General features: G+C 43.5%; 31 protein-coding genes. 30 read left to right on the top strand and 1 reads right to left on the bottom strand.

From position 1 onward, the window contains the following. Position 1 precedes the first annotated feature (1 nt). From JCM15548_RS09050 to JCM15548_RS23560, 20 genes are all read left to right on the top strand, one after another. On the top strand, positions 2 to 1,486 hold the full coding sequence (locus tag JCM15548_RS09050) for a restriction endonuclease (RefSeq protein WP_062124566.1): 1,485 nt from the start codon (positions 2 to 4) through the stop codon (positions 1,484 to 1,486). After that, positions 1,486 to 2,634 (top strand): cysteine desulfurase family protein, encoded by a 1,149-nt coding sequence (locus tag JCM15548_RS09055; protein WP_062124568.1) that lies wholly within the window; start codon positions 1,486 to 1,488, stop codon positions 2,632 to 2,634. The genes JCM15548_RS09050 and JCM15548_RS09055 overlap by 1 nt, the downstream gene beginning before the upstream one ends. Before the next feature lies 1 nt (position 2,635). Then, positions 2,636 to 4,849, top strand: coding sequence for a DEAD/DEAH box helicase family protein (locus tag JCM15548_RS09060; protein WP_062124570.1), 2,214 nt, complete (start codon positions 2,636 to 2,638; stop codon positions 4,847 to 4,849). Beyond that, the gene (locus tag JCM15548_RS09065; protein ID WP_062124572.1) at positions 4,842 to 5,051 is read left to right on the top strand and encodes a hypothetical protein; all 210 of its coding nucleotides are present in this window, start codon (positions 4,842 to 4,844) and stop codon (positions 5,049 to 5,051) included. Before JCM15548_RS09060 ends, JCM15548_RS09065 begins: the two co-directional genes overlap by 8 nt. A 2-nt stretch (positions 5,052 to 5,053) precedes the next feature. Further along, positions 5,054 to 5,599: an AAA family ATPase gene (locus tag JCM15548_RS09070; protein ID WP_062124574.1), complete on the top strand. Its 546-nt coding sequence runs from the start codon at positions 5,054 to 5,056 to the stop codon at positions 5,597 to 5,599. Between the two features lie 581 nt (positions 5,600 to 6,180). Next, on the top strand, positions 6,181 to 7,242 hold the full coding sequence (locus JCM15548_RS09075; RefSeq protein WP_157482583.1) for a hypothetical protein: 1,062 nt from the start codon (positions 6,181 to 6,183) through the stop codon (positions 7,240 to 7,242). Then, the gene (locus tag JCM15548_RS09080) at positions 7,242 to 7,772 is read left to right on the top strand and encodes a DNA phosphorothioation-associated 4-like protein (protein ID WP_062124577.1); all 531 of its coding nucleotides are present in this window, start codon (positions 7,242 to 7,244) and stop codon (positions 7,770 to 7,772) included. Before JCM15548_RS09075 ends, JCM15548_RS09080 begins: the two co-directional genes overlap by 1 nt. A gap of 67 nt (positions 7,773 to 7,839) precedes the next feature. Next, positions 7,840 to 8,328 (top strand): hypothetical protein, encoded by a 489-nt coding sequence (locus tag JCM15548_RS09085; protein ID WP_062124579.1) that lies wholly within the window; start codon positions 7,840 to 7,842, stop codon positions 8,326 to 8,328. A gap of 19 nt (positions 8,329 to 8,347) precedes the next feature. Continuing rightward, on the top strand, positions 8,348 to 9,454 hold the full coding sequence (locus JCM15548_RS09090; RefSeq protein WP_062124581.1) for an ADP-ribosylglycohydrolase family protein: 1,107 nt from the start codon (positions 8,348 to 8,350) through the stop codon (positions 9,452 to 9,454). Positions 9,455 to 9,509: 55 nt separating this feature from the next. Continuing rightward, entirely contained in the window at positions 9,510 to 9,959 is a 450-nt protein-coding gene (locus tag JCM15548_RS09095; protein ID WP_062124584.1) for a hypothetical protein, read from the top strand. Between the two features lie 191 nt (positions 9,960 to 10,150). Continuing rightward, entirely contained in the window at positions 10,151 to 10,675 is a 525-nt protein-coding gene (locus JCM15548_RS09100; protein WP_062124586.1) for a hypothetical protein, read from the top strand. Next, the gene (locus tag JCM15548_RS09105; protein WP_062124589.1) at positions 10,665 to 11,351 is read left to right on the top strand and encodes a hypothetical protein; all 687 of its coding nucleotides are present in this window, start codon (positions 10,665 to 10,667) and stop codon (positions 11,349 to 11,351) included. Before JCM15548_RS09100 ends, JCM15548_RS09105 begins: the two co-directional genes overlap by 11 nt. A gap of 99 nt (positions 11,352 to 11,450) precedes the next feature. Continuing rightward, on the top strand, positions 11,451 to 12,029 hold the full coding sequence (locus JCM15548_RS09110; RefSeq protein ID WP_062124591.1) for a type 1 glutamine amidotransferase family protein: 579 nt from the start codon (positions 11,451 to 11,453) through the stop codon (positions 12,027 to 12,029). A 124-nt stretch (positions 12,030 to 12,153) separates the two neighbouring features. After that, on the top strand, positions 12,154 to 12,846 hold the full coding sequence (locus JCM15548_RS09115) for a DUF2461 domain-containing protein (protein ID WP_062124593.1): 693 nt from the start codon (positions 12,154 to 12,156) through the stop codon (positions 12,844 to 12,846). A gap of 81 nt (positions 12,847 to 12,927) precedes the next feature. Continuing rightward, the gene (locus tag JCM15548_RS09120) at positions 12,928 to 13,563 is read left to right on the top strand and encodes a hypothetical protein (protein ID WP_157482585.1); all 636 of its coding nucleotides are present in this window, start codon (positions 12,928 to 12,930) and stop codon (positions 13,561 to 13,563) included. 105 nt (positions 13,564 to 13,668) lie between these two features. Beyond that, positions 13,669 to 14,127 (top strand): hypothetical protein, encoded by a 459-nt coding sequence (locus JCM15548_RS09125; RefSeq protein ID WP_062124597.1) that lies wholly within the window; start codon positions 13,669 to 13,671, stop codon positions 14,125 to 14,127. A 2-nt stretch (positions 14,128 to 14,129) separates the two neighbouring features. Then, positions 14,130 to 14,348, top strand: coding sequence for a helix-turn-helix transcriptional regulator (locus JCM15548_RS09130; protein ID WP_062124599.1), 219 nt, complete (start codon positions 14,130 to 14,132; stop codon positions 14,346 to 14,348). Positions 14,349 to 14,359: 11 nt separating this feature from the next. Then, positions 14,360 to 14,542: a hypothetical protein gene (locus tag JCM15548_RS23550; protein ID WP_227625635.1), complete on the top strand. Its 183-nt coding sequence runs from the start codon at positions 14,360 to 14,362 to the stop codon at positions 14,540 to 14,542. Further along, positions 14,487 to 14,729 (top strand): alcohol dehydrogenase catalytic domain-containing protein, encoded by a 243-nt coding sequence (locus tag JCM15548_RS23555; protein ID WP_369403689.1) that lies wholly within the window; start codon positions 14,487 to 14,489, stop codon positions 14,727 to 14,729. The genes JCM15548_RS23550 and JCM15548_RS23555 overlap by 56 nt, the downstream gene beginning before the upstream one ends. Then, a complete protein-coding gene (locus tag JCM15548_RS23560) occupies positions 14,713 to 15,312 on the top strand; it encodes an NAD(P)-dependent alcohol dehydrogenase (protein WP_227625637.1) in 600 nt (199 codons plus the stop codon). Before JCM15548_RS23555 ends, JCM15548_RS23560 begins: the two co-directional genes overlap by 17 nt. Here JCM15548_RS23560 and JCM15548_RS09140 read toward each other — a convergent pair. Further along, positions 15,309 to 15,791 carry an SRPBCC family protein gene (locus JCM15548_RS09140; protein ID WP_062124620.1) on the bottom strand — a complete coding sequence of 161 codons (483 nt, stop codon included), beginning with the start codon at positions 15,789 to 15,791 and terminating at the stop codon, positions 15,309 to 15,311. The genes JCM15548_RS23560 and JCM15548_RS09140 overlap by 4 nt on opposite strands. Positions 15,792 to 15,948: 157 nt before the next feature. Between JCM15548_RS09140 and JCM15548_RS09145 the strand changes: the two genes are divergently transcribed. The 10 genes from JCM15548_RS09145 to JCM15548_RS09190 all read left to right on the top strand — a co-directional run. Then, on the top strand, positions 15,949 to 16,227 hold the full coding sequence (locus tag JCM15548_RS09145) for an MrpF/PhaF family protein (protein WP_062124600.1): 279 nt from the start codon (positions 15,949 to 15,951) through the stop codon (positions 16,225 to 16,227). Continuing rightward, the gene (locus JCM15548_RS09150) at positions 16,214 to 16,522 is read left to right on the top strand and encodes a cation:proton antiporter (RefSeq protein ID WP_062124602.1); all 309 of its coding nucleotides are present in this window, start codon (positions 16,214 to 16,216) and stop codon (positions 16,520 to 16,522) included. The genes JCM15548_RS09145 and JCM15548_RS09150 overlap by 14 nt, the downstream gene beginning before the upstream one ends. Further along, on the top strand, positions 16,519 to 16,926 hold the full coding sequence (locus JCM15548_RS21060) for a Na(+)/H(+) antiporter subunit B (RefSeq protein WP_083985065.1): 408 nt from the start codon (positions 16,519 to 16,521) through the stop codon (positions 16,924 to 16,926). The genes JCM15548_RS09150 and JCM15548_RS21060 overlap by 4 nt, the downstream gene beginning before the upstream one ends. After that, a complete protein-coding gene (locus tag JCM15548_RS09160) occupies positions 16,874 to 17,506 on the top strand; it encodes an MnhB domain-containing protein (RefSeq protein WP_157482587.1) in 633 nt (210 codons plus the stop codon). Before JCM15548_RS21060 ends, JCM15548_RS09160 begins: the two co-directional genes overlap by 53 nt. A gap of 9 nt (positions 17,507 to 17,515) precedes the next feature. Then, a complete protein-coding gene (locus tag JCM15548_RS09165; protein ID WP_062124606.1) occupies positions 17,516 to 17,818 on the top strand; it encodes an NADH-quinone oxidoreductase subunit K in 303 nt (100 codons plus the stop codon). Next, on the top strand, positions 17,815 to 19,350 hold the full coding sequence (locus JCM15548_RS09170; protein ID WP_062124609.1) for a complex I subunit 5 family protein: 1,536 nt from the start codon (positions 17,815 to 17,817) through the stop codon (positions 19,348 to 19,350). The genes JCM15548_RS09165 and JCM15548_RS09170 overlap by 4 nt, the downstream gene beginning before the upstream one ends. Further along, positions 19,337 to 20,833, top strand: coding sequence for a proton-conducting transporter transmembrane domain-containing protein (locus JCM15548_RS09175; protein ID WP_062124611.1), 1,497 nt, complete (start codon positions 19,337 to 19,339; stop codon positions 20,831 to 20,833). The genes JCM15548_RS09170 and JCM15548_RS09175 overlap by 14 nt, the downstream gene beginning before the upstream one ends. Next, positions 20,830 to 22,590, top strand: a complete 1,761-nt coding sequence (locus JCM15548_RS09180; protein ID WP_062124613.1) for a complex I subunit 5 family protein — start codon at positions 20,830 to 20,832, stop codon at positions 22,588 to 22,590. The genes JCM15548_RS09175 and JCM15548_RS09180 overlap by 4 nt, the downstream gene beginning before the upstream one ends. Positions 22,591 to 22,595: 5 nt before the next feature. Continuing rightward, positions 22,596 to 23,111, top strand: coding sequence for a Na+/H+ antiporter subunit E (locus JCM15548_RS09185; protein WP_083985066.1), 516 nt, complete (start codon positions 22,596 to 22,598; stop codon positions 23,109 to 23,111). A 302-nt stretch (positions 23,112 to 23,413) separates the two neighbouring features. Next, positions 23,414 to 24,029, top strand: a 616-nt coding sequence (locus JCM15548_RS09190) for a contractile injection system protein, VgrG/Pvc8 family (RefSeq protein ID WP_227625638.1), incomplete at its 3' end; no start/stop codon positions are given.

Here is a 24,029-nt window from a genome sequence, read left to right on the forward strand (position 1 = left end):
TATGTCAGGAATTTCCAGTTTAACAGAACTTGTTTGTACCACCTGCAAAGAGCATTCTTTACACGTGGAATCAGCATTAGATGGAAATTTTAGACTTTCTACAGACCAAGCAACAGGAATTACAATATTTTTCAAAATAGAAGATTTTAATAATTTTTCTTATTATTTCCTGGTAAGAACTAATGGTTATGTTTTCAGTGGTGATAGAAGTGATATTCACGTTATTCTAAGTATAGTGTTTGCCAGTTTTTTGAGAAATTTTGAAACGAATATTTCATCTTCACTTTTTGATATTGGACATCCTTTAATTGATGATGAAATTTGGGGAAGAAAAATTATACCAGAACAGAATCCTAAACAACAGGATATCAAATCTTGGAAAGATTTAGAAGCTTTTGTTGTTGAAATAATTAAAACAGTTGCTTTTTGGAGAAATGTTTTTTGGCAATATGCTGGTTGTCCTTGTGTTGACTGTTTGACTAAGGATGGCTATGAAGACAATATTAGAGATTATGAGATGTCAGCTGAATTAGATCATTCAAAGAATAAACTACTGAAATCTACCAGAAGAGTTAATTATGGAATAAGAAATGTTCCGAACTGGAATTATTTCTATGATATTTATAATGAGATTACAATTATTAAATCAGAAGGGATTGCTAAATTTCTTGAAATAATACTAAATAGCCGTATTTATAACGACGCTAGAATTTGCGGAATAAATGGCGAATTTTTTATTTCAGGAGGGTTAAAGAACTTTATATCTGATTCTATCAAATCAGAATTCAGAAAGTATTTTAAAGGATTGGGTAAAAGCATCCCAGTCAATAAAATTGAATTTGTTCCTTTGGAAAATATGATTGTTTCAGTTTCAATTCCCTACATTATAGCTTTAGGAAGATTGACAGGTGAATATAAATATAAAGCTGAACGTGAAAAAGTAAAAAAAAGACACAATAAAGAGTCTGAATTACTATTTCCAATTGATTTATTTGAATGGAATGAATCTATTTGCCCTGACCAATTTGAAAATCTTATAAAGTGGCTTTTGGAGAGAGAATCAAGGGTTGCGTCAGTCAGGAAAAATTCACCAATTAATCAGGGAGACAAAGGAAGAGATTTGTTAATAGAATGGAATATTATTGATGAGAAATCTTTTCCTGAAACTGAATCAGCATTTCTTACAATAAAAGTTGTTGGTCAATGTAAAGCAAGTAAAAATTCGGTGGGAAAAAATAAAGTTTTAGATATTAGAGATACAATTGACACCCATAATGCTGATGGATTCTTTCTAGCTGTCAGTTCTCAAATTTCGACTCCATTAACTGAAAAATTAGAGGATTTGAAATCAAAAGGAATTTGGACAGAATGGTGGAATAAGGATGATATTGAAATGAGGCTATCTAAAAATCAAGATTTAATTCCATTGTTTCCAAAAGTATTGACAGCTAAGAAAGGGGTAAAATTTTATGAAAAGGATATTTAATGAGTCAAACACATAAATACATATATCTCGACCACAACTCTACAACTCCAATGGACTCAAGGGTGCTGGAAGCAATGTTACCTTTTCTAGAAGTTAACTTTGCCAATCCTAGCAGCACCCACCTTTTTGGTCAAAGTGTCAATGAAAAAGTAATACAAGCTCGTGAACAAATAGCTTACATTATCAATGCAGAGCCCAATGAATTGATATTTACAAGTGGAGCCACTGAAGCTATAAATATTGCCATAAAAGGAGTTGCAGAAAGTTATTCTATTAAAGGGAATCATATCATTTCCGTTTCAACCGAACACAAAGCAGTTTTAGATACATGCAAAGATCTGGAAAGGAAAGGCTATGAATGCACTTTTTTGCCAGTTAAGTCTAACGGGCTGATTGATATAGCAGAACTTGAAAAATCTATCCGACCTGATACAATTCTTGTTTCAGTGATGTTTGTCAATAATGAAACTGGGGTTTTTCAACCTATAAAAGAAATTGCGGCATTGGTTCACGAAAAGGGAGTTTTGTTTATGACCGACGCTACCCAAGCTGTTGGCAAAATGGAGATTGATGTGGTTGATTTAGACATAGACTTGCTTTGTTTCAGTGGTCATAAGATGTATGCTCCAAAGGGAATAGGTGCATTGTATATAAAACAAAGAGGTAATAAAGTTAAGCTCACACCGCAAATTCACGGAGGTGGACATGAACAAGGTTTAAGAAGTGGAACTTTAAATGTCCCTGGAATTATAGCCTTAGCAAAAGCTTGTGAGGTAGCCAGTCTAGAAATGGGCCAGAACCAGCAACACATTGCTCAATTGAGAGACTTCCTTGAAGCAGAATTGTTAAAATTGCCCAACACTGCACTGAATGGGAGTTCAAAAAACAGGATTTTCAACACTACGAACATTTGTTTCAAAGGTCAAGATGCCAATGTTTTGATAGGAAGAATGAAAAATATTGCTGTGTCAAATGGTTCAGCTTGTTCATCAGCAGTCGTGGAATCGTCACACGTATTGAAGGCAATGGGCATAAATGAAGAAGATGCGTTTGCCTCTTTGCGTTTCTCTTTAGGGAAATACAACACTATAGAAGACATTGAAACAGTTATCAATAGAATTAAAGAACTCACAGAACTAAATTTTTAATATGCTTAAAGATTGCGATTGGTCAATTGAAAGAGATTATAAAACAGGTTCAGAAAACGAACCGCTACAGTTCTATTTGGATGGGTTGGCCAATAGTAATGAGTTTAATATGTTGTTGGGTTATTTCAGTTCATCTGCTATCAATTTGCTATCTGTTGGCTTTGCTACTTTTATCAGTAAAGGTGGGAAAATGAAAATGGTTATTAATCATCTGCTTTCAGCAAATGACAAGGAGGCTATTCGGCGAGTGGAAGACAATCCCAATGAAATAAAAGTATTCGATTTAACTGATGTCGTCTCACTTGGAAGAGTACTTGACGAATATGATACTCATTTTTTTGAATGTTTAGCTTACCTAATAGCCGAAAAGCGTATTGAAATAAAAGTTATTAAACCCAAAAATGGTAAGGGAATAGCTCATTACAAATCAGGCGTTTTCAGTGATGGTCAAGATTCCGTTGGCTACAAAGCGTCTTGTAATTTTACGTATTATGGTCTGTCAGAAAACATTGAAGAATTGGAGGCTTTTCTCAGCTGGGAAAATGGAAGATCTAATAAGTTAATTAAAAGGCAACTAAAGCTTATTGATGATTATTTCACTGAGAAAGATGAAGATGTTGATTATGTGTCTGTAAGTGAAATTGAAGTAGTTCTGAAAGATAGGTTTGGTAAGAAGGATATAAACGAATTGTTGGTGCAAGAAGAACAACTCTTGAGAAAAAAACAGAGTTTGATTTTAAATCCTAAGCTAAAAAAAACAATCACAAAGCTTTTCAGTGAAATAGAAATATTCAGAAAAACGCCAAAATTTCCGTATGCACAAGGTGCACGACCATATCAAATTGAAGCATACAATTATTGGGTAAACAACAATTATCAAGGAGTTTTTGCTATGGCCACGGGAACAGGTAAAACAATTACCTCGCTGAATTGCCTTTTAGAAGAGTATAGAAATACAAATTCCTATTATGCTATAATTCTCGTCCCATCCAAAGCATTGTTAGAACAGTGGATAGAAGAAGTTTCTCAGTTCAATTTTTCAAACATAATGGTGATTGGAGGAGGGTATGATGGAATGCAACTTCTTCCAAACTTTGTCTCAAATTTCAAAGCAGGATTAAGAAAGGACGTCATAGTCATTGCCACCTATGCAAGCTTCTCCTCAGAAAAATTTTTAAAGTATTTCAGAAAGGTCCAAAACGATTTTACACTTATCGCCGACGAAGCCCATAACATGGGAGCTAGCCAGATAAAGGAGGTCATGTCACAATTGACAGTTCCAAAAAGAATTGGCCTTAGCGCAACTCCCAAAAGAAAGTATGATCCTGAAGGAACAGATGCTATATGTGATTTTTTCAATGATAAGCCGCCATTTTGTTACAATTTCGGGATGAAAAGGGCAATGAAAGAGGGAAGATTAACAGACTATTATTACTATCCGCGAATTGTGCATTTAGATGAAGATGAGAAAGAAGAATATGTAGAGCTATCCAATACTTTACTAAAATTTTTTGATTTTGAACAAGGCAAGTTTAAGGATTCGCCAATTGTTGAAAAGTTACTCCTTCGAAGGAAAACTATTATCCATCAAGCTCGTAAAAAAATACCAGCTTATAAAGAGATTCTTAGAGAGTTAGATCAAAAAGATAAATTGAGGTATGTTTTCACCTATGTGCCGGTAGGCTCGAGCAGAGAAGAACAAAATAATAATGAGGATATTGCTAATAAATTTGTTTATCAATATTTGAAAGCAGCTCAAGAAGTAAAACCTAACTTACGAGCAAGTACTTACACCTCAGAAACAGATGATCGAAAGAGTAAAATAAGAGGTTTCTCAGAAGGAAAGATTGACATGCTTTTAGCAATGAAAATGCTTGATGAAGGTGTAGATATTCCGCGAACAGAGGTCGGTATTTTTGCGAGTAGCACAGGTAATCCTAGGGAATATATTCAAAGAAGAGGAAGACTTCTTAGAAATCATGTTGATAAAAAATTCGCCTATGTATACGATATGATCGTTGCTCCAATAGCTAGCCATGATAACGATAATCTCTACAGAATCGAACGGAATATGGTTAAAAATGAGATGATTAGGGTAGCATACTTTGCATGTTTATCGATGAATTTTTATGATTCAAGAAAAATACTGCAGGACATTTGCGATAGATATGAACTTGATTTAGATATAATAATTAATGAATTAGAAAATGATTGATAATCTGCTAAAAGAAGTATTGAGAGATGAGGTCTTGGCCTCAAAATATCATATCACAAATGAGATGATTAATAAAGCGAAACTTGCGCCCCCTTATGAAAATAAGGTAATTGAATATCTAGCTGTGATTATTAAGTCAAAAATGAAGGACATGCATGGAGATATCACTGTGTATAATCAAATTAAAAATCTAATAAAGTAGCTATGGCTTCAATTATTAATAAGATATCATTTCAAAACTTCTTCAACTATTACGGTCCTTTAGAGGAAAACACATATGAATTCTCAAAGGGAGTCAATATTGTGGTAGCTGACAATGGTGGTGGAAAGTCTAAGTTCTTTAATGGGTTTTTATGGATTTTTTATGATGAAATTCTTGACTCTGACACAAAAACCAGAAAGAATATTAAAAATCAAGCAGTTAAGATTTGTTCCGATAAAGCCAAAAATGAAGCAGCTGTTAATGATTTAATTGAGATCAATGTTGCACTTGAGTTTAGCGACATTCGATTTACATATCGCATTTGTAAAGGGTTTCGAATCAAGAAGTCTAGGTCCGATGCCTCACTAACGGACAGTTCCGATTGGCAGGTGTTTTTTAATAACATAGAGGTTTCCAAAAGAGATATTCAGTTATTAGAATTTCATGAGGTGTATGACGAGGATGAGCATAAAAGGATTCTGAATAAGTTAATCCAATCAAATCTTAGAGAATATTCTCTTTTCAAGGAGAGGAAGTTGACAAGTTAATTGACTTTAATCAAGCTGACAGCTTAAATCGAGCCGTAAAAACACTAACGAATATAAACAAGTATGATGAATTAGAAAAGATTACCAAATATGTTGCAGACAGAGCGGAAAAAGACCTTAATGAGAGAGTCGCCTCTAATGATGCTGCATCCCTGAACTACAGAAAGAAATTAGAGGAAAAGGATGAGAAGAAAAACTCGCTTGAAAGCGAACTTGAAAAACTCAATTCATATGAGCATTCATATGCTGAGAATAAGGCTGAAGTTGATAAGCTTGAGAGTTTAAATGAAAATGCAGAAGCAAGAAAGGAATTTGATGATAAGATAAAAGAGCAAAACACCAAGAAAAAAGCGCTTAAAGAAGATTATGATCGACTTGTTGAAAAACTAAATGAACGTTTTTTTGACGGAAATTTTGGTTGGATTGCCTTTGGTTGTGAAAAGGAGGTTTCAAGTTTCAAAGAAAAATTGAACAAGTATAGAGAGGTAAGGACCTTAAAGAAGGCAGCCATACTGAGTGAGGATAACAGTAATATTAACCTACTTCCTCCTGACTCACCCGATTCCGTCACCTTACAAACCATGGTAGAAAGAGAACACTGTTATGTTTGTAATCGCGAAGCTAAGAAGGATTCAGAGTCTTGGAAATATATCATGAGTTTATTGAATCGGAAGGAATCAAGTCAAAATAGATCAATTCAAGTATTTAAAAATGACTTCAACGAATTTTTTGGAGAAATACAACTTGGCGCTCAATCATATGTTGGTAGAATTGGAGGAATACAAGAATCAATTTTTCGGACTAGGGAAAAGGAGCAGGAGTTACTCGCTCGTATTGTAAAGGTTCAAGAAAAGATTAAAAATTTAAAGGATGAACGTTCTCGCTTGATAATTGGAGATGAGGACAACATGATTGATGCTCGACAAATCATGGCCCAGTACAAAGGTGCTTTAACCCGTTTGCAAAAAGCTGAAGATGACATTGTCAAGGCAAAAAAGCGTATCAATTCGTTGAGCGACGGTGTCAGAAAAGATGAATTTGAATTAAGCAGAATGAGGCCTCAGAATACGCCTAAAGAGTATGAGGTTCATTTGGATATTTCATCTGACTTAAGAGATGCTGCTCAGCGTACTAGGGTCAGGGTTTTTGATGACATGATCTTAAGGCTTGAAAAAGAGGCAAATATGCACTTTCAAAATCTTATTAAGTATAATGAGCTAGCTGGAGGAATTCTTAAATTTGAGAAAAATCTAAGAGGGACCATTGACTTTAACTACATTGATGATGAAGGAAACGAGGTAACTGGGGCATCTGAAGGATTTCAACGGATGAAAGTATTAGCCGTGCTAATGGCAGTTATATCAGTTAATCCTTACGGTTATTTATATCCATTATTAGCGGATGCTCCCTTATCAGCTTTTGGTCAAGGATTCATCAAAGGATTTTTTGACGAAACTGAGAAAGTATTCCCACAAAGTATTATTTTGATCAAGGACTTATACGATCGAGATTCGGAAAACAAGCTTAACAAATTGGGGAATGAACTTTTGAATAATAATAGTGTAAGTACGATGTACTTGAACCATATTCCCAAGAATCTCAAACAAGTTGACGTCTATACTGAACATAAAAAAATTAAATAATGACAAGTAGTGAATTCCGAGAAATGATATTGAAAAAGACACCAAAGTATTCCGTGTCTGTAGAATACCTATTTGAGAAATTGGCTAATAAGCAAAAAAAAGGTGAATTCTCTCAATTTGGTCCTTTATATGAATTGTATGTATATGCCTTCTTCTTGGGACTTAAGATTGATAGCAGAATCGAATTAGCTTCAGGTAGCAATGCCAAGAAGTTTGTTGAAATTGCTGGCTGGAAAAGCTCCTCACCTCTTATTGACTTTCTTTTGCTAACTGTTTTCAGTCGGTCTGATGAAATTGGATTTGATTGGAATGACTTAGAGGATATGGATGAAAAAGAGTTAGCGGAAGTCGTCCGTAAAATCATTACATTCATTGAAGAGTATGCCTATGGTGGCTTAGACTACTTAAAAAGTAAGTTTGATAATGGTGAATTAGATAATTCGCAGTATTTATTTGTGGATCTATTAGGTGATTTAGTTGTTTCAGACGAGGAGAATAATTTAATGACAAATGATAGATCTTTCAATTGACATTACCCGCCTAGAACAATCATTTGACTAGATTGCTAGCGATCTGATTAAAAATTATGCGCTGATTGTGAATGAAAAGGTATTTAGATTCACTGAGATTGAGTTCTATTATTACCACGAACCCGGTCATGAAGATACTTACACGCATCCTCATCAACGGGCTGCAGGTGAATGGCGGTTTCATAGTCAGGGTTTTGATCTTACCTTGGAAGGGGATGAGGGGACGAAGGACGGAGGCATTCTTATTCGTGGGTTGTATGGTCCAACTTCGGAAAACGATGAGGCTACTGCCTCTTATGTAAATGGTCCGCGCAAGGTATTGGTGAAAATATTCGAGGCTTTTGGTTCTGCTTTTGAGCCAGGATGTATTCAATTAAAGGAGGCTGCTGAATGGGATGTGGAGGTGTATAAGGTTTTCAGGCATATTCCTAATAAAGAAAAAGATAGGGATTTCATCGACAAACCCTATCGGTATTTGGTGAATTTAGATAATTTGGATATTCATAAGGGGCTGAAAGGGCCTATCAAGGAAAAAATGCAGCGAATCAGCTTATAGGAAAAGGAGTATAATCATTATGAACAAAGTTTCAGTTGAACATTACGAGGGCTGCCTTTTGGGCGGTGCGGTTGGTGATGCGCTGGGGGCGCCGATTGAGTTTTTGAGTTTGGATCGGATCAGGGAGCTCTATGGTCCTGAGGGGGTGACGGGTTATGTGGAGTTTGAGGATGGGCATGGTGAGTTTACGGATGATACGCAGATGACGCTGTTTACGGCGGAGGGTTTGCTGCGTGCCTACCATAGGGGATCGCTCCGGGGTATTTGGGGCGCGCTGAATACGATTGTGCATCATTCGTACTTGCGCTGGTTGGTGACGCAGGGGACTACGGTGGATCGTGTTAAGGTGGAGGCTGGGGAGTATGATATGGAGGCTGGCTGGATGATGAAGCAGCGGGTGTTGTATTCACGTCGTGCGCCGGGAAATACTTGTCTTTCTGCTTTGGAGAGTGGTGTGGCGGGTTCTGTGGAGGAGCCTATTAATAATAGTAAGGGTTGTGGTACCATTATGCGGGTGGCGCCGGTTGGACTGTTATTTATGGGAGAGGCTGAGGAGGCTTTCAGGATAGCTTGTGAAACGTCGGCCATTACGCACGGCCACGTTACGGGCTATTTGAGTGCGGGTGTTTTGGCGGCCATTATTTCGGAATTGGCGGTGGGTAAGCGGCTGACGGAAGGGGTGGCGAAGGCTAAAGAGATATTGAAGCGTTGGGAGGGTCATGGGGAGACTTTGAGGGCTATTGAGAAGGCGGAGGATTTGTTTGTAAAGATGCGGGGTAACAGGGACAGGGTGACGGGAGAAACGCTGGAGTTGTTGGGTGGAGGCTGGATTGCGGAGGAGGCTTTGTCGATGTCTTTGTTGGCGAGTTTGCTGTTTGAGGATGATTTCACCAGGGGTGTTTTGTTTTCGGTGAATCACGGAGGGGATTGCGATAGTACGGGGTCTATTACGGGCAACATTCTGGGACTGATTCATGGTGTAAGGGCCATTCCGGCTGACTGGGTGGTAAAGTTGAAGGGGCATGAGGTGGTGAAGGCGGTTGCAGGTGACTTGCACCTGCAAATTAAGACGGGTGAAGGTATGGGTCACAATGCCGAATGGATGGAGCGTTATCCGGCCTACTAAGGTTGCTTAATTCCAAGGAATCCTATTTTAAATGAAATGACTTAATCTCAATCCAATGAAAATTTTTTTAACGCTTTTGGTTCTTGTGATTTTGCTTTCCTGCGAAAAGGAGGACCATCAAATTGACGCACGCTTGCTAAAGAATTATGTCATTATGGATCCCTATGAAGATGCGGTTTCTTTTGATGACGTGGCTCAGGACACTGTTTACTATTTTTTTAAGGAGAATGACAAAATGACCAAGGTTCGGTTAAATTATTCTTTGGTTGATGACGCTATTATCCTGGAGTCCAGAGATACGGTTGAGTGTTTGTATTACACCGAATCTAATCATGTTTTTATGACGGTTGATTGGGACAATGAAACGATGCCGGTTCCTGGCTTTGGGAAGGATTTTAATGAATGGGCCATTGTAAAGCTCAACTCAGACACTTTGGTGGTGGATTGGTTTCAAAATGGTGAAAGCAGAATAAAAGTTGGCAGGGTGGGGTTCAGTGTTATCTAGATTTGACACTATTGCAGCATCTCTCAGACTGGCACATTTTGAACCGTTATATCCGATGGATGGACCGCTGCCTGACCTTTTAAAGATTCTGCATATCATGTATCGCGATACGCGATATATGATGTTTTTTTCTTTGTTTTTATCGAAAATTGTCTTAATATTGCGTATCGCGATACGCAATATTTGTATTTATGAGATCTCAAGGTCATCAACTAAAACCGCAAGATGTTTTGCTCTTACTTAAAATTGTAAGTGAGGACAATGTGTTATGGAATCAAAAACCCATGGCAGAGGCTTTGGGTATGAGCCAGTCAGAGGTAAGTGAATCCGTAGGCCGCTCTAAATATGCAAGGTTGTTAGATCCTAAAGGAAAAAGTGTGTATAAAATGGCTCTAATGGAGTTTTTGCAATATGGCCTTCGCTATGTTTTTCCAGTAAAACCCGGGCCTGTGGTTCGAGGAATCCCAACGGCACACTCAACCTCCCCGCTCAAAGATCAAATCCAGAGCAAGGAACACTATGTGTGGCCTTATGGTAAAGGAACCATCAGAGGTCATAGCATTTTGCCATTGTATCCGTCTGCACCAGAGGCCGCTCTCAAAGACGGTAAGCTGCATGCACTTCTTGCTTTGGTGGATGCAATGCGAGTTGGTAGGGCAAGGGAAAAAGAGTTGGCTGTGGATGAACTCAAAAAACGATTAGGACTTGGAGAATAGAACAATAAATATTGCTGTAGTTGCAGAGGTGGCGGCTGCCCTAAAAGATCTGAAGGATAACATGGTTTTTGTAGGTGGCGCAGTTGTGAGTTTGTACACAGATGATCCTGCAGCGGACGAGATTCGCCCAACGCATGATATCGACATGACCCTGAATATTATAAGTTTCAGCCATTGGCAAGAAGTTCAAGAAAAACTAGGCGGCTTGGGTTTTCATCCTAACCCATTCGGCCATGCCATTTGTAGCTATAATTACAAAAATATTCCGGTGGATATTATGGCAACGGAGGATGGTCCGTTAGGACCTGCTAATTCATGGTATAAGCCTGGTTTTGAATATCTTTGGACAGTAAAGGCCAAGGGTCAGGTAATTAAAATATTATCAGCTCCCTATTTTTTGGCCACCAAATTTGAAGCGTTCAATAATCGCGGCAAAGACTACCGAACTAGCCATGATATTGAAGACATTATTTATGTAATTGATAACAGGACAAGCATTGTTGATGAAGTAAGAGCTAGTGACCAGTTAGTTAGAGAATTCTTGAAACAAGAGATTCAGCGCATAATCCATAAAGGGCTTTTATCAGAGGTAATTATGACGCATATACATCCACTTATGGTCGAAGATCGGTTTTCTTTAGTTGAAGACAAAATCAATTTAATAATGCAGATGTAAAAGGGCTTTTATTTGGATCAAGGGTAGATGAGTTGATTTTTCTTAATACTGAGGCCAAAGTGGTTTCAACCTGGATAAGTACTACTAAATTGAATTATAATGAAGAAGAAAATTGCTGTATTTCTGTTTGATGGTTTCTCTGATTGGGAAATATCCTATCTAACTCCGGAAATTAATAAGAGTGAGCTATTTGAGTTGGTGTATTTTTCGCCAAGTGGGGACCTGGTTACCTCCATGGGCGGATTACAGGTTAAACCAACAAAATCACTTAAGGATTTAGCATTTGAGGATTTAGAGATGTTGATACTTCCGGGTGGCACGGCTTGGGATAAAGGCGGAAATAGGGAAATAGAAAAATTAACGGTGGATATGTTTGAGGCAGGAAAACCTGTTGCGGCCATTTGTGCGGCAACCATCTACCTTGGACAAATAGGATTATTGAATGATTTGAAGCATACCAGTAGTGACTTGAATTATTTAAAGGGGATGGCGCCTGAATATTCTGGAGGAGACCATTATCAAAACGCCCTGGCGGTGACAGATGGCCACCTCATTACAGCCAACGGAATTGCGCCAATTGAGTTTGCTCGTGAGATTTTTAAGACCATTGGATTGTATAGCGATGCCGCCATCGAGAAATGGTTTCAATTGTTTAAAAACGGGGTGTGGAGTGAATAACGGCTGGACATACTGCAAATGGCATAGCCAAAGGCAATAAGTGAATGAGACCGAATAAGGGAAGGCTGGAAATAAAATTGATTGATAAGCGAATGGTATCTGACTTGAAAATTCAAACATAATTATGGCATTTACTGGATTTACAAAATCAACTATCGGATTCCTTAAGGATTTGGCTGTGAACAACAATAAGGAATGGTTTGAGGGTAACAGGGGCCGCTACGATGAGCACCTGTTAACACCATTAAAAGAGTTGTCGGCCGACCTTGGGCGATTGATCTGCAGTATTGATGTTGAGATTGAAATTGCACCTAATATCAACAAAACCATCTCTAAAATCTATAGGGACGTGCGATTCTCAAACGACAAGTCGCCCTTTAGGACTGGCCAATGGCTGACGTTTAAACGTCCCGGGAAGCTGTGGGGCAATGTACCTGAATTCTATTTTTATTTTACACCCGAAGAATACCAGTTCGGAATGGGATATTATCAGGCAACACCTGAAAGGATGAACCGTTTTAGGGAACACATTGGCCGGCACCCTGAGCGCTTTGCCAAAATCATTGAAGAATTCGAAAATCAGGATGAATTCAAACTGGTAGGGGAGGCATACAAAAGAACCATTCCCAATGAAATGCCTGAAGCATTTCAGCCCTGGTTTCAAAAAAAGACGATCGCCCTAAGCTGTACACGAAAATTGGACCAGGCGTTTTACAGCAAAAAGCTCTTGCAAATGCTTTCTGAGGCCTTTACCCTCAACGCAGAGCTATACCTTTTCATTACGGAAAGTATTAACTATGAGGCTCCTGATAATTAGTCTTATCTGATTGTAATACCACCGAAAATTATATTTTTGTGAGGACGCAATAAGATTTGTGAAACCTTTATGACCTTAACTATGAAACCTAATAGCATTACTAACAAGGCGCTGCTCATGCTGTTGATGGGCTTCCTTTTTGCATTTCCTGTTCAGCATTCTTTGTCGCAAGGCATAAGTGCTTTTGCTCCACCGGAGCCTGAAGCGTTTATCGGATTGGGCGTAGGTATTAATGATTATGGTGTTGGGCTTGGAGCGGAAATTTATTTGGATAAAAACCTGTGGATATATGGTATGGGAGGTTATAGCACGTGGGGCTATCGATTAACGGGCGGACTGACTTATTACCCAGGTCAAAATGGTTTCAAATCGGCCATAAGTTTAGGTTATTCCTATGCCTCAGGCGCACCGGATTTTATTATTGAGATGGATGTTGATAAAAGGTATTCAAGCCAGTCGGTGGCAGAGGAGGAAGTAAGACTTAACCTCTTTCCTTTAAGTACCATAAATTTAGTTTACTCCTACAATGCAAGGGTCGGGAGAAAATCAAAATTGGTTTTTAATGCCGGCTATTCCTTTTTGCTGACAGATCCATTCTACGAGTATACTACCAGTGATTCTTTGACGGATTTAACCGATGGATCCAAACAATTTATTAGTTGGATGGCTCCGGGGGGTATCATAATTGGGGCTAAATTCATGTTTGGTAGTTTTTAGTTTTGGCTATTATTCCAACATGTTATGTAAAAAATACTTGACATCGTGTAAATAATAGTTATCTTTGTGTCGATAATTTTCAACTTCATATAAAATAATATTGACATGAAAGAACCGATGTCTTACCAGGAAAAACAAAGCTTTCTCTCTTTGTTCAACACCTTGCTGACCCTGGGCTTATACGCGCTTTATGTGTATAACAACTATGTGGCCGGGAACCCGGAAATTGTATACGATTTGAAGTTTCTGGGAAAAGCTCTTCTGATACTGATCCCCATTACCATTGCGGTGCAGATAGTGATGCACATTTTGTTTGTGATCTTCAACAAGATGCTGACCATGGAAGATCCGCCCAAAAAGGAGGATGAAATGGATAAACTCATTGAGCTTAAATCCATTCGCATATCTCATTGGGTCTTTATTGTCGGATTTTTCTCGGCCATGGCTTCTCAGGCTTTGGGTATGGCGCCCTATGTCATGTTTCTATCCTTTGTTGTTTCCGGATTTCTGGCGGGGATCATTTCCGATGTTTCAAAAATTTGGTATTACCGTAAAGGGGTTTGATTATGGCAAAATGTAACATTCAAAACAATATCCGCAAGCTCCGGTTTCACAACGATGAAATGACCCAGCAGCAGTTGGCCGACAAAACGGGGGTGACCCGGCAGACCATCGTTGCCATTGAAAACGGTAAGTATTCTCCTACTTTGGAGCTGGCATTCCGGATTTCCAGAGAATTTGGGCTTCCGCTTGATGAGGTGTTTTCTTTTGAACCCGAAGAATAAAAAGCAGTACCATGAAAGCCATCATTTACCGAAAATACGGCGCACCAGAGGTGCTCCAAATGGTTGAGGCAGAAAAGCCCTCTCCCAAAGACAACGAGATACGCATCAAAATGAAGGCCTCTACGGTGAATTCTGGGGATGCCCGTTTGCGTAGCAGATCCTTTTTTTGTCAGACTGATTTTTGGGTTGTTTAAGCCCCGTCAACCGGTTTTGGGAATGACGGTAGCCGGAGAGGTGGAGCAGGTTGGTAAAAATGTAAGCCTTTTCAGGAAAGGGGATCAGGTATTTGGATCTACCGAAATGCGTATGGGCGCTATGCCCAATATGTCTGTGTGCCGGAAGGCATTGCCCTGCTTTAAAGCCGGTGAACTGGACTTTTGAAGAGGCGGCTGCCATTCCTTTTGGGACGCATACGGCATTGAGTTTCCTAAAAGCGGCCCGGGTAAAGTCCGGCGATACAGTGATGATCTATGGGGCATCCGGAGCGGTTGGGACAGCGGCCGTTCAAATAGCTAAATATATGGGGGCAGAGGTTACCGCCGTATGCAGCACGAAAAATATGGGGATGGTTAAATCTTTGGGGGCCGATCATGTTTTGGATTACACCAGAGGTGATTTTTCGGGCATCAAAAAAAGATGGGATGTGGTATTTGAAACGGTCAACAAGATTCCGGTTGGCACCGTGGCCCGTTTGGTAAAAAAGGGGGGTGTGCTGATTCTGGGTGCGGCCATCATCAAAGAGGCGATTCAGGGTTTATGGGTGTCGATGACCCGTAAATGCCGGGTAATGGCAGGAACCCATACGCCCACAAGGGCTGACATGGAAACGCTCGGGCAGTTGATGGAGACGGGGGCTATCCAACCGGTTATCGATCGTGTATACCCACTTGAGCAAATAGTGGAAGCCCATCGTTACGTTGATGCAGGGCATAAAAAGGGGAATGTGGTAGTGAATATTGGTTAAGTCGGCCATTGGTTGATTGGCGTCGAAAATCGCTTCTCTAAAGCGATGGTTCGGTAATCAAAAATCTGCTTCAGCTGGTTTTTGATAAACAGGCTATTCGCCAGTGCCCCTAAAAGACCAAAGGGGGGCTGGTAGGTGACGATGTCGGTCATTAGAACACCTTCTTCAATGGCTTCAATTTTGTGCTGGTGATGCCACATGGCGTAGGGGCCTATTCGCTGTTCATCCACAAAGTACTCGAGCTCTCTGACATGGGTGATTTCTGTCACCCAGTTTAGTTTTATGCCGAGCAAAGGACTCACCTTGTAGGTAATAATCATTCCCGGGTACATTTTGGCTTCACCGGAATGGCTGGTTATGACAAAGCCCATGTGTTGGGGGGTTATCTCTTTCAAATTGGCCGGGTTGGAAATAAAGTCCCAAACCTCTTGTAAGGTGGCGGGTACTTTCTGTGTTTTTATTAATTGGTAAAATGCCATGTTTTTATTGATTGGTAATTGGCATTTCAAGGTACAGAATTTTTCAATGAATGAAGGCATTTGTGAGCGTGTTTGACGGTATCGTGAACAAATTATTTTTTGTAGTTGTTAGCTGATAAAATCCTGATTATTTTTGCGGCAACCTATTCTGTAGTGTATGGACCTATTTTTTACCATTGTTGTTGTTTTTCTTCTTCTCAACATAGCCCTCGGGCTGATTCGGGTTTGGCGCGGACCAACGGTGGCGGATCGCTTGCTGACGACCCAATTGTTTGGCACTACGGGAATGGCCGTTTTGTTGGTTCTTGCAGGGTCTTTGGAGGATCCTGATTTGCTGAATGTGGCCATTACCTTTAATGTGCTGGCTATTTTATTGGTCATTGGTCTGGTTAAAGTCTGGAAAAACAAGAAAGGAGAAAATCATGACAATCATTGAAGTAATCACGGTTATCCTGTTGGTGGTGGGTTGTTTCTTCTTTCTGGCGGGAACGCTGGGAGTGCTGCGTTTCCCGGATTTGTTTTCCCGGCTTCACGCGCTGACCAAAGCGGACAATTTAGGGCTGGGTTTTATTGCAGCCGGAATGGCGCTGCACATTGCTTCCCCCTGGGCAGCGCTTAAAATTTTCACGATGTGGCTCCTCATGCTTCTGGCCAGTTCAACTTCCTGTTATTTGATCGCCCGTTTCCAGAAAGAAAAGGAGCAACCTGAGAACAGAAAGGAGGAAGGATGAGTGTTTTGATTGATTTCCTATTGGCCATCCTGACGATTTATCTGGCTATACAGTGCCTGGTGGCACCAAGACTTACACAGACGGTCTTTATGTTTTTTGCATTTGGACTGGCGCTGGCGTTGGCATGGGTGCGACTGGGTGCGGTGGATGTGGCCATTACCGAGGCGGCGGTGGCATCGGGTTTTCTGGGGGTGTTGTTTCTGGATGCTTTGAGGGATTTTTCTTTTTCTGCTTCCAGCAAGCAGGTAAATTCTGAAAGTGATCACCAGGGGCTTTCCAGGAAAAACAAAATATCCCGTTTAGTCCGGAGTGGCCCTTGTCCTGGGATTGGGTCTTTTTCTATTGATTGCTGTGGAAGCCGTTTGGAAGGTGCCGGAGGGCGGCGGTTTGACCGCAGCCGCTGAGGCGCTGCTGCCCCAATCGGGGGTGGAGCACCCGGTGACGGCTGTTTTGCTGAATTTCCGCGCTTATGATACCTGGCTGGAGCTGGGGGTGATTCTCCTGGGGCTTTTGGCCATTTATGCGGTTGGTGGTATCAAACGATATCCCAAACAAAACGAGGCTGGCGAAGATCCTTTGCTGCGACAGGTGATGTTGTTTTTTACGCCGGTTTTGTTCCTGTTTGGCGCTTTCCTGTTATACTTTGGGAAAAGCGGACCCGGAGGCGCTTTTCAGGCCGGGGTGTTGTGGGGGGCCATTGGGATACTGCTTCATTTGGGCGGCAAATTGGTGTTCTCGGTGATACCCCGCTCATTGGGGCAATTGCTCCTGACCATAGGACTGGGTTTTTTCCTTAGTCTGGGCTTTCTTTTACTGGCCCGGGGAGCGGCTTTTTTTGAATACCCACCGGCCTATGCCGGCGTTCTGATTTTGATAATAGAAACGCTGGCAGCCATAAGTATCGCCACCACGTTGACGGCGATGTTTGCCAATTTAAATCAAGAGAATAAGGAGGAAACGAACGAAAGCAAACCGACCAATTAAACAAGAAGTATGGAAATCTATCAGATATATAGTATGACATCTGCCGTTCTCTTTGTCATTGGCATGGGCGGCGTTTTTATGTCGAAGCATTTTATAAAAAAGATCATTGCCACCATTATTATGGGCGGAGGGGTGTTTTTGGCTTTTGTCAGTTTTGCACAGCGGGATGCCTTGTCCTTTGCCGACCCGGTGCCCCATGCTTTGGTGATCACCGGCATTGTGGTAGCGGTGGCTTCCGCTGCTTTCGCCCTGGCTTTGGCCCGCCGCATTTTTCAACTCACCGGAGAAGAATCTTTTACGAACGACAAATGACAGATTTACCAACATCTCCATACCCGGCCCTTCTGGTAGGTCTGCCAGTTATGATGGCTATTCTGAGCCTGTTTTTCAGGCCCCGGGGGAAGGCTTTCCTTGGTCTGATCGGCTGCCTGCTCACTGCGGTGTTGGCGATATTCGCTTTTGTGGAAGTGACGCAGCTGGGAACGGTCATCCATCGGCTGGGCGGTTGGGAACCTCCATTGGGCATCCTGCTGAGAATGGATGCGCTGGCGGCCGTGTTTATCGGGATGACGGCTCTGGTGGGCGCGCTCATCAGTCTTTATGCCTGGCGGTATTTTGATGCCCAGGATACGTCGACGGATGGATTTCCTTTATTCTGGCCTTTGTGGCTTTTTCTGTGGGCGGGACTGAATGGACTGTTTCTCTCCAACGATTTGTTTAATTTATTTGTGACTCTTGAGGTGATTGGCATCAGTGCCGTGGCACTGGCGGTGCTGTCAGGGAAAGCGGGTGCTCTGGTGTCCGGATTGCGCTATTTGTTGGCTGCCATTACCGGTTCGATGTCCTATCTGTTTGGGGTAGCGCTTATATATGGAAGCACGGGGACACTGGACCTTGAAATGCTGGGCCAGGTTTTGGAGGCGGGTCCTGCAACGACTTTTGCCTTGCTGGTTATGACGCTGGGACTCATGATCAAAATGGCCGGTTTTCCTTTTCATTTCTGGCTGCCTCCGGCACACTCCAATTCCCTTGCTCCGGTAAGTGCGCTGCTTTCGGCCCTGGTGGTTAAAGGGGCCTTTTACATTTTGCTGCGCCTGTGGATGGAAGTGTTTGGGGTTTCCCTGACTTATGCGGCCGGTCAACTCATTGGCGTGGCGGGGGCCATTGCGGTGATCTGGGGGTCCTGGCAGGCTTTCATGCAGACGAGCTTAAAGCTGATTGTGGCACATTCCAGTGTCGCCCAACTGGGATACTTGCTGATGGTTTTCCCGCTGTTGATTCTGCCTTCGGGTGTCAGTGCGGCTTCGGCGGACTGGCTTTCGCCGGCCTGGACGGCCAGCGTGTATCAGGTCTTATCCCATGCTTTTGCCAAAGCTTCTTTTTTCCTTTCTGCGGGGATCATTGTCATGGCGGTGGGGCACGATCGTATTGAGTCGCTGCGCGACCTGGTGGGACACATGCGGATGACGGCCCTGGCAATAGGTCTGGCCGGGGTCAGTTTAATCGGGCTGCCCCCGAGTGGCGGCTTTATGGGAAAATGGATGCTGCTTAAGGGGATTTTCTTAAGCGGGCAATGGTGGTGGGCACCGGTGGTATTGGTAGGTAGTTTGCTGACGGCCGGCTATATTTTTATGCTTTTGCGTTTGGCTTTTGCACCAACGGGTGAAAAGGAACCGTTTCAGCCGGTCCCCAAAAGGCTGGAGGTGTTTGCCTTGCTTCTGGCGGTGAGTTCCTTTTTAATCGTTTTGCCGGCCGATTACCTGATCCAGTTTCTGGAAGGCAGTGAAGTCTTTGGTTCTGGTATTGAAACCGTGCTGAAAGGAGGTGCCTATGGAAACAACTAGCTTTCTGCCCGTATTGATTCTCATCAGCTCGCTTATTCCCGGTGTATTGATTCTGCTGTTGCGCGAGGAACAAGTGGCTTTACGGACGTCTCTGAACCTTTTTGGTGCCTTTGCCAAGGTGGCCATGGTGGCCTGGGCTTTTTTCGGTTATATGCGAGGTGAAACGTATGACTTTATTTTCAGTCTGGCCCCCGACCTGACCTTTGCTTTGCGTCTGGACGCCCTGGGACTTTTCTTTGCTGCCCTCTCGTCGGTGCTGTGGCTGATTACCACGGTCTATGCCATCGGCTATCTGGATAAGGGGCCGCACCAGAATCGTTTTTTTGCCTTTTTTAGTCTTTGTGTGACTGCCAGTACCGGCATTGCGCTGTCGGGAAATGTGATTACCTTTTTTATATTTTATGAATTTCTGACGCTGTCTACTTACCCGCTGGTGGTTCACAAGGGGACCGATGATGCGGTGGCAGCGGGCAGAACCTACCTTTGGTATACCATTGGCGGTGGTACGGTTTTGTTTTTGGGGGTGGTTGGCTTGTATGTGGTCGCCGGTCCCATCTATTTTGGCCAGACCGAGATTATTGCCGGACTGATTTCTGAATTTCCGACCCAGCTGTCCATTCTGTTTTTCCTTATTCTGACGGGCCTGGGGGTGAAGGCGGCTATTTTTCCGCTGCACGGCTGGTTGCCCACCTCCATGGTGGCACCGGCACCGGTGAGTGCTCTTTTGCATGCAGTGGCCGTGGTGAAGGCCGGGGCCTTTGGCATTGTGCGTCTGGTTTACGATGTTTATGGGGTAGGGATAGCGGAAGAAATGAATTATCTGGCCGTGTTGGCCGTTTTTGCGGCCTTTACGATTATATACGGTTCCGTCAGGGCCTTGTATCAGGATGATTTTAAAAAGCGATTGGCTTTCTCTACGGTCAGCCAGGTTTCTTACATTGCTCTTGGGGTGGCTATTCCGGGAGCCTTGAGCTCGACTGGGGCCATTGTGCATCTCGTGCATCAGGGCATCATGAAGATTACGATGTTCTTTGCAGCCGGGAATGTGGCGGAGACCTATGGTTACAAAAAAATCAGTCAACTCAACGGAATGGGCCGGCGCATGCCCCTTACCATGGGGGCCTTCACCATCGCTGTCTTTGGCATGATTGGGGTGCCGCCGGCGGCCGGGTTCATCAGTAAGTGGTACCTCGGTCTCGGTGCGGTAGAGGCGGGCAGCTATTGGGTCATTTTGGTGCTACTGGTCAGCAGTGCCTTGAATGCCGCTTATTTTCTGCCCATTGTTTACAGGGCATGGTTTTGTGAACCGGAACAAGAGGAGGTTCCACGATTGCGTCCCGGCCGTCTGGAGACGCAGGCATTAATGTTAATCCCGGTGGTGGTCACCGGCTTACTCTCCCTTGCTGCCGGAGTGTTTGCTGCTGTGGCTGGAAGTCCGCTTTCCATTGCCCGTGAAATCGCCGAAAAATTGTACTTGCTATGATCTGGTTACTCACCATCGTCCTGCCCCTGTTGGCCGCTGTGCTCACGCCCTTCATACCCGCCGGAAGACGTGGATCGGGATGGGTGTTTGTGGCTGCCACTTTGCCCGCGCTTTGGCTTGGGCTGGTGGAGGTCTCCGGGGTGACAGCGGAGTGGTTTTTACTGGGGTCGGATTTTTCGCTCGATACACCGCGTCGGATTATTCTTCTGCTGACGGCCATCTTGTGGGCCACCGCTGGTCTTTTTGCGGACGCCTACCTCAAGGACGATGTCCGGCGGGGGGAATTCGCCTTTTATTTTGGCCTTACCATGGCGGGGAATTTCGGATTGCTGATCTCCGCGGAGGTGACTTCTTTCTATACCTTCTTTGCTTTGATGACTTTTGCTTCTTACGGACTGGTCATTCACAGCCGCACGCCGGCTGCCCGTCGGGCGGCCAGGATTTACCTGGTGATGGCGATCATTGGCGAACTGTTTCTTATCACCGCTTTGTACCTGGCCGTGCAAAGCTCAGGCAGTATGCTGCTGGCCGATATTCCTCCCGCTCTGGCAGAGGCTGCCAATGGACGGTTCATCTTTTGGCTGGGCCTGATTGGCTTCGGCGTAAAGGTCGGAGTCATACCCTTGTATTTCTGGTTGCCTTTGGCGCACCCGGCAGCTCCCGCTCCGGCCAGTGCGGTGCTTAGTGGGGCTATGATTAAGGCCGGACTGGTGGGCTGGATGCACCTGGCGCCGGTGGGCTTGGTGGAATGGCCTACCATCAGTTTGCTGATGGTGTCTCTGGGCTTTGCGGCTACTTTTGGGGCAGCTATCTATGGCTTGACCCAGGTGGATCCAAAAACCAACCTGGCTTATTCGAGTATCAGTCAGATGGGTATTATGACGGTCTTTCTGGGTATGGGTTTGTATGGTGGTATTCCGGCGGCCTTGCTGCTTCCGGCTATTGGACTTTATGCCTTTAATCACGGAACGGCCAAAGCGCTCTTGTTTATGGGTACAGCGTTGCCCGCCAAAGTTGGTGGCGCCTGGCGCCTTCTCATGTGGGCGGGTTTAGGCCTGGGCGTATTGGCCATTGCGGGGGGACCATTGACGGGTGGACTATGGACCAAGTATCTGGTGAAAACCTTCCTGGGGGAATCAAGTCTGCCCGGTGCCCAAACTTTTTTGCTGCTGCTGACGCTTTCTGCTGTTACCACGACTTTATTGCTGAGCCGTTTTCTCCACCTGTTGTCCCGCATTAAAGCACCGTCGGGAACGATGGCGCCGGCTTTTCTTTTGCCCTGGGTTCTTCTTTTACTGGCTGGGGGTTGGTGGACCATGTCGCCGACTCTGTTGCCCGCTGATTTGCTCGCGCACATGGCCGGAGAAAAGGGGATTCTGGACTACTACCTGTATCTCCATACCAACTGGGCCGCCTTTTGGCCCATCGCGACCGGGGTGCTTATTATGGCTTTGACTCTGAAGGTGGCCGCCCTCAACTGGTGGCCAACGAAAGAGCCGCTCCTGCCAGCGGGCGATTTCATCCACATCATCCTTCTGGTGGGGGATGGGCTGGCCAAATTTGTACGGAAGGGCGTTGCCTGGCTGACATCCACCGCGAAATCGCTGGATGGCCCCGAGAAATTGTTTTATAGAATTTCAGATAGCCAGCGAACCATACAAAAGAGTGCTGCCGCCGAGTCGGTACTTCGGCGCTGGGATTTTGTTGGCATCGGCTTTTTTATCTTTTTCTTAACCTTGTTCTTTCTCCTCAGATAAAAATTATGATGATGCAAACGGACATAAAAAAATTAAAATGGCACCGGCTTCTCTATAGCTTTCTTAAGCGATTTGTCCTATTCGCCGCAGGATGGCTGGCATTGTTAGGGGGGCTTCAAATGGGGGATATTTGGTTCGTGATTCTCTTTTTAGCTGCCAGCTCAGCTATCAGTATGTATACGGTGCCTCCCGGACAATGGGTGTTGCGGCCGCTGGCCGTCGCCCGCTTTTTTCCTTATTTTCTCCTGACGGCCTTAAGAGGTGGGTGGGATGTGGCCCGACGCGTCTTTTACCGAACCGTTCCCATCGACCCTGCTTTTATCACCGTTGAAAACGATTGGGATCCACGCAAAACTCTGATACTAGTGTGGATTATCAGCCTGCTTCCAGGTACGGCCAGTGCCGTCATTCACCAGAATACCATCATCGTTCATGTCCTCGATAAAAAACTTCCTGTAGATGAGGAGATTCAGGAGCTGAAACGGCGCATCAATGACATGTTTGTGGTGGACAAAGTCTGACGATTCATCCTGCACCTATAAAACCGGCGGCTATTGGACTGATTCGACAGGGTATAATAGGGGGCTTAATTCCTGTTGACAGATTGTTGCTTGTACAAGGGCTTGATCGTAAATTCTATACATCATAATAAAATTACTTTATTGTACATGGCTGTATAGTAATCGTCTGAAAGTAAGAAACATAATAAAACAATTTAATATTTTTGCCCTTTTATTTCTGATATTTTGTATATTTGTGTTTCTTGTTCGCTTAATGCTTATGATTAGCGGTCAAAGCCTTACTTTAACTCAAATATTCAATCATGTCAGAAATCCTAAACATGGTGACCACCACCATCTTTATCAACGGAGAAGCCTGCGATTTTGAAACCCTCACGCTCCGGCAGTCCATGAGCGGTCACCACACCTTCAACATCCTGGTCAATTACAAACCCAACAAACCAAGTTTGTGGACGGTCACCCCCGAAACCGTCTTCCAGCAACTGGGCCATACCGTGGACATCCACATGGAACACCGCGGGAATGGAGAAATCACCGAATTCACCGGCCTGGTCACCCACATTGAAATCGGGGGAAAGGACGGGGATCAGGGCTACGCCCGTATTCACGGGGGTAGTCCTACCCTGCTCCTGGACATGGGGCCTTCCATGGGCTCGTACACAGATTACACCCTGCACAACATACTCAGCGAAGAGCTCGAAAACACCGGCGTGCGTATGGGGGTGAGCAACAAACCCAAATTTGAGGCCATCATCCCCTATGCCGTTAAATACAAGGAGACCAGCTTTCAGTTTTTGGCGCGACTGGCCGCTTCCTGTGGCGAATGGTTTTATTACGATGGCAGCCGACTCGTATTGGGCAACCCCAAAAATCAAAACACCACCCAGGCCGCTTTTGATATTGAGATCCAGTCCCTGT

The sequence above is a fragment of the Geofilum rubicundum JCM 15548 genome, assembly GCF_000974365.1.
Taxonomy (GTDB): Bacteria; Bacteroidota; Bacteroidia; order Bacteroidales; family Marinilabiliaceae; genus Geofilum; species Geofilum rubicundum.

What these genes read in the sequence shown, in the direction of transcription:
- JCM15548_RS23550 (WP_227625635.1), top strand. Translation starts at nt 14,360, where the DNA reads ATGAAAGCCATCATTTACCGAAAATACGGCGCACCAGAGGTGCTCCAA.
- JCM15548_RS09140 (WP_062124620.1), bottom strand. Translation starts at nt 15,791, where the DNA reads ATGGCATTTTACCAATTAATAAAAACACAGAAAGTACCCGCCACCTTA.
- JCM15548_RS09130 (WP_062124599.1), top strand. Translation starts at nt 14,130, where the DNA reads ATGGCAAAATGTAACATTCAAAACAATATCCGCAAGCTCCGGTTTCAC.
- JCM15548_RS09100 (WP_062124586.1), top strand. Translation starts at nt 10,151, where the DNA reads ATGAGATCTCAAGGTCATCAACTAAAACCGCAAGATGTTTTGCTCTTA.
- JCM15548_RS09070 (WP_062124574.1), top strand. Translation starts at nt 5,054, where the DNA reads ATGGCTTCAATTATTAATAAGATATCATTTCAAAACTTCTTCAACTAT.
- JCM15548_RS09115 (WP_062124593.1), top strand. Translation starts at nt 12,154, where the DNA reads ATGGCATTTACTGGATTTACAAAATCAACTATCGGATTCCTTAAGGAT.
- JCM15548_RS09145 (WP_062124600.1), top strand. Translation starts at nt 15,949, where the DNA reads ATGGACCTATTTTTTACCATTGTTGTTGTTTTTCTTCTTCTCAACATA.
- JCM15548_RS09170 (WP_062124609.1), top strand. Translation starts at nt 17,815, where the DNA reads ATGACAGATTTACCAACATCTCCATACCCGGCCCTTCTGGTAGGTCTG.
- JCM15548_RS09120 (WP_157482585.1), top strand. Translation starts at nt 12,928, where the DNA reads ATGAAACCTAATAGCATTACTAACAAGGCGCTGCTCATGCTGTTGATG.
- JCM15548_RS09080 (WP_062124577.1), top strand. Translation starts at nt 7,242, where the DNA reads ATGACAAGTAGTGAATTCCGAGAAATGATATTGAAAAAGACACCAAAG.
- JCM15548_RS23555 (WP_369403689.1), top strand. Translation starts at nt 14,487, where the DNA reads ATGCCCGTTTGCGTAGCAGATCCTTTTTTTGTCAGACTGATTTTTGGG.
- JCM15548_RS09060 (WP_062124570.1), top strand. Translation starts at nt 2,636, where the DNA reads ATGCTTAAAGATTGCGATTGGTCAATTGAAAGAGATTATAAAACAGGT.
- JCM15548_RS09125 (WP_062124597.1), top strand. Translation starts at nt 13,669, where the DNA reads ATGAAAGAACCGATGTCTTACCAGGAAAAACAAAGCTTTCTCTCTTTG.
- JCM15548_RS09090 (WP_062124581.1), top strand. Translation starts at nt 8,348, where the DNA reads ATGAACAAAGTTTCAGTTGAACATTACGAGGGCTGCCTTTTGGGCGGT.
- JCM15548_RS09185 (WP_083985066.1), top strand. Translation starts at nt 22,596, where the DNA reads ATGATGATGCAAACGGACATAAAAAAATTAAAATGGCACCGGCTTCTC.
- JCM15548_RS09110 (WP_062124591.1), top strand. Translation starts at nt 11,451, where the DNA reads ATGAAGAAGAAAATTGCTGTATTTCTGTTTGATGGTTTCTCTGATTGG.
- JCM15548_RS09065 (WP_062124572.1), top strand. Translation starts at nt 4,842, where the DNA reads ATGATTGATAATCTGCTAAAAGAAGTATTGAGAGATGAGGTCTTGGCC.
- JCM15548_RS09175 (WP_062124611.1), top strand. Translation starts at nt 19,337, where the DNA reads ATGGAAACAACTAGCTTTCTGCCCGTATTGATTCTCATCAGCTCGCTT.
- JCM15548_RS09075 (WP_157482583.1), top strand. Translation starts at nt 6,181, where the DNA reads ATGGTAGAAAGAGAACACTGTTATGTTTGTAATCGCGAAGCTAAGAAG.
- JCM15548_RS21060 (WP_083985065.1), top strand. Translation starts at nt 16,519, where the DNA reads ATGAGTGTTTTGATTGATTTCCTATTGGCCATCCTGACGATTTATCTG.
- JCM15548_RS09095 (WP_062124584.1), top strand. Translation starts at nt 9,510, where the DNA reads ATGAAAATTTTTTTAACGCTTTTGGTTCTTGTGATTTTGCTTTCCTGC.
- JCM15548_RS09055 (WP_062124568.1), top strand. Translation starts at nt 1,486, where the DNA reads ATGAGTCAAACACATAAATACATATATCTCGACCACAACTCTACAACT.
- JCM15548_RS09050 (WP_062124566.1), top strand. Translation starts at nt 2, where the DNA reads ATGTCAGGAATTTCCAGTTTAACAGAACTTGTTTGTACCACCTGCAAA.
- JCM15548_RS09180 (WP_062124613.1), top strand. Translation starts at nt 20,830, where the DNA reads ATGATCTGGTTACTCACCATCGTCCTGCCCCTGTTGGCCGCTGTGCTC.
- JCM15548_RS09150 (WP_062124602.1), top strand. Translation starts at nt 16,214, where the DNA reads ATGACAATCATTGAAGTAATCACGGTTATCCTGTTGGTGGTGGGTTGT.
- JCM15548_RS09165 (WP_062124606.1), top strand. Translation starts at nt 17,516, where the DNA reads ATGGAAATCTATCAGATATATAGTATGACATCTGCCGTTCTCTTTGTC.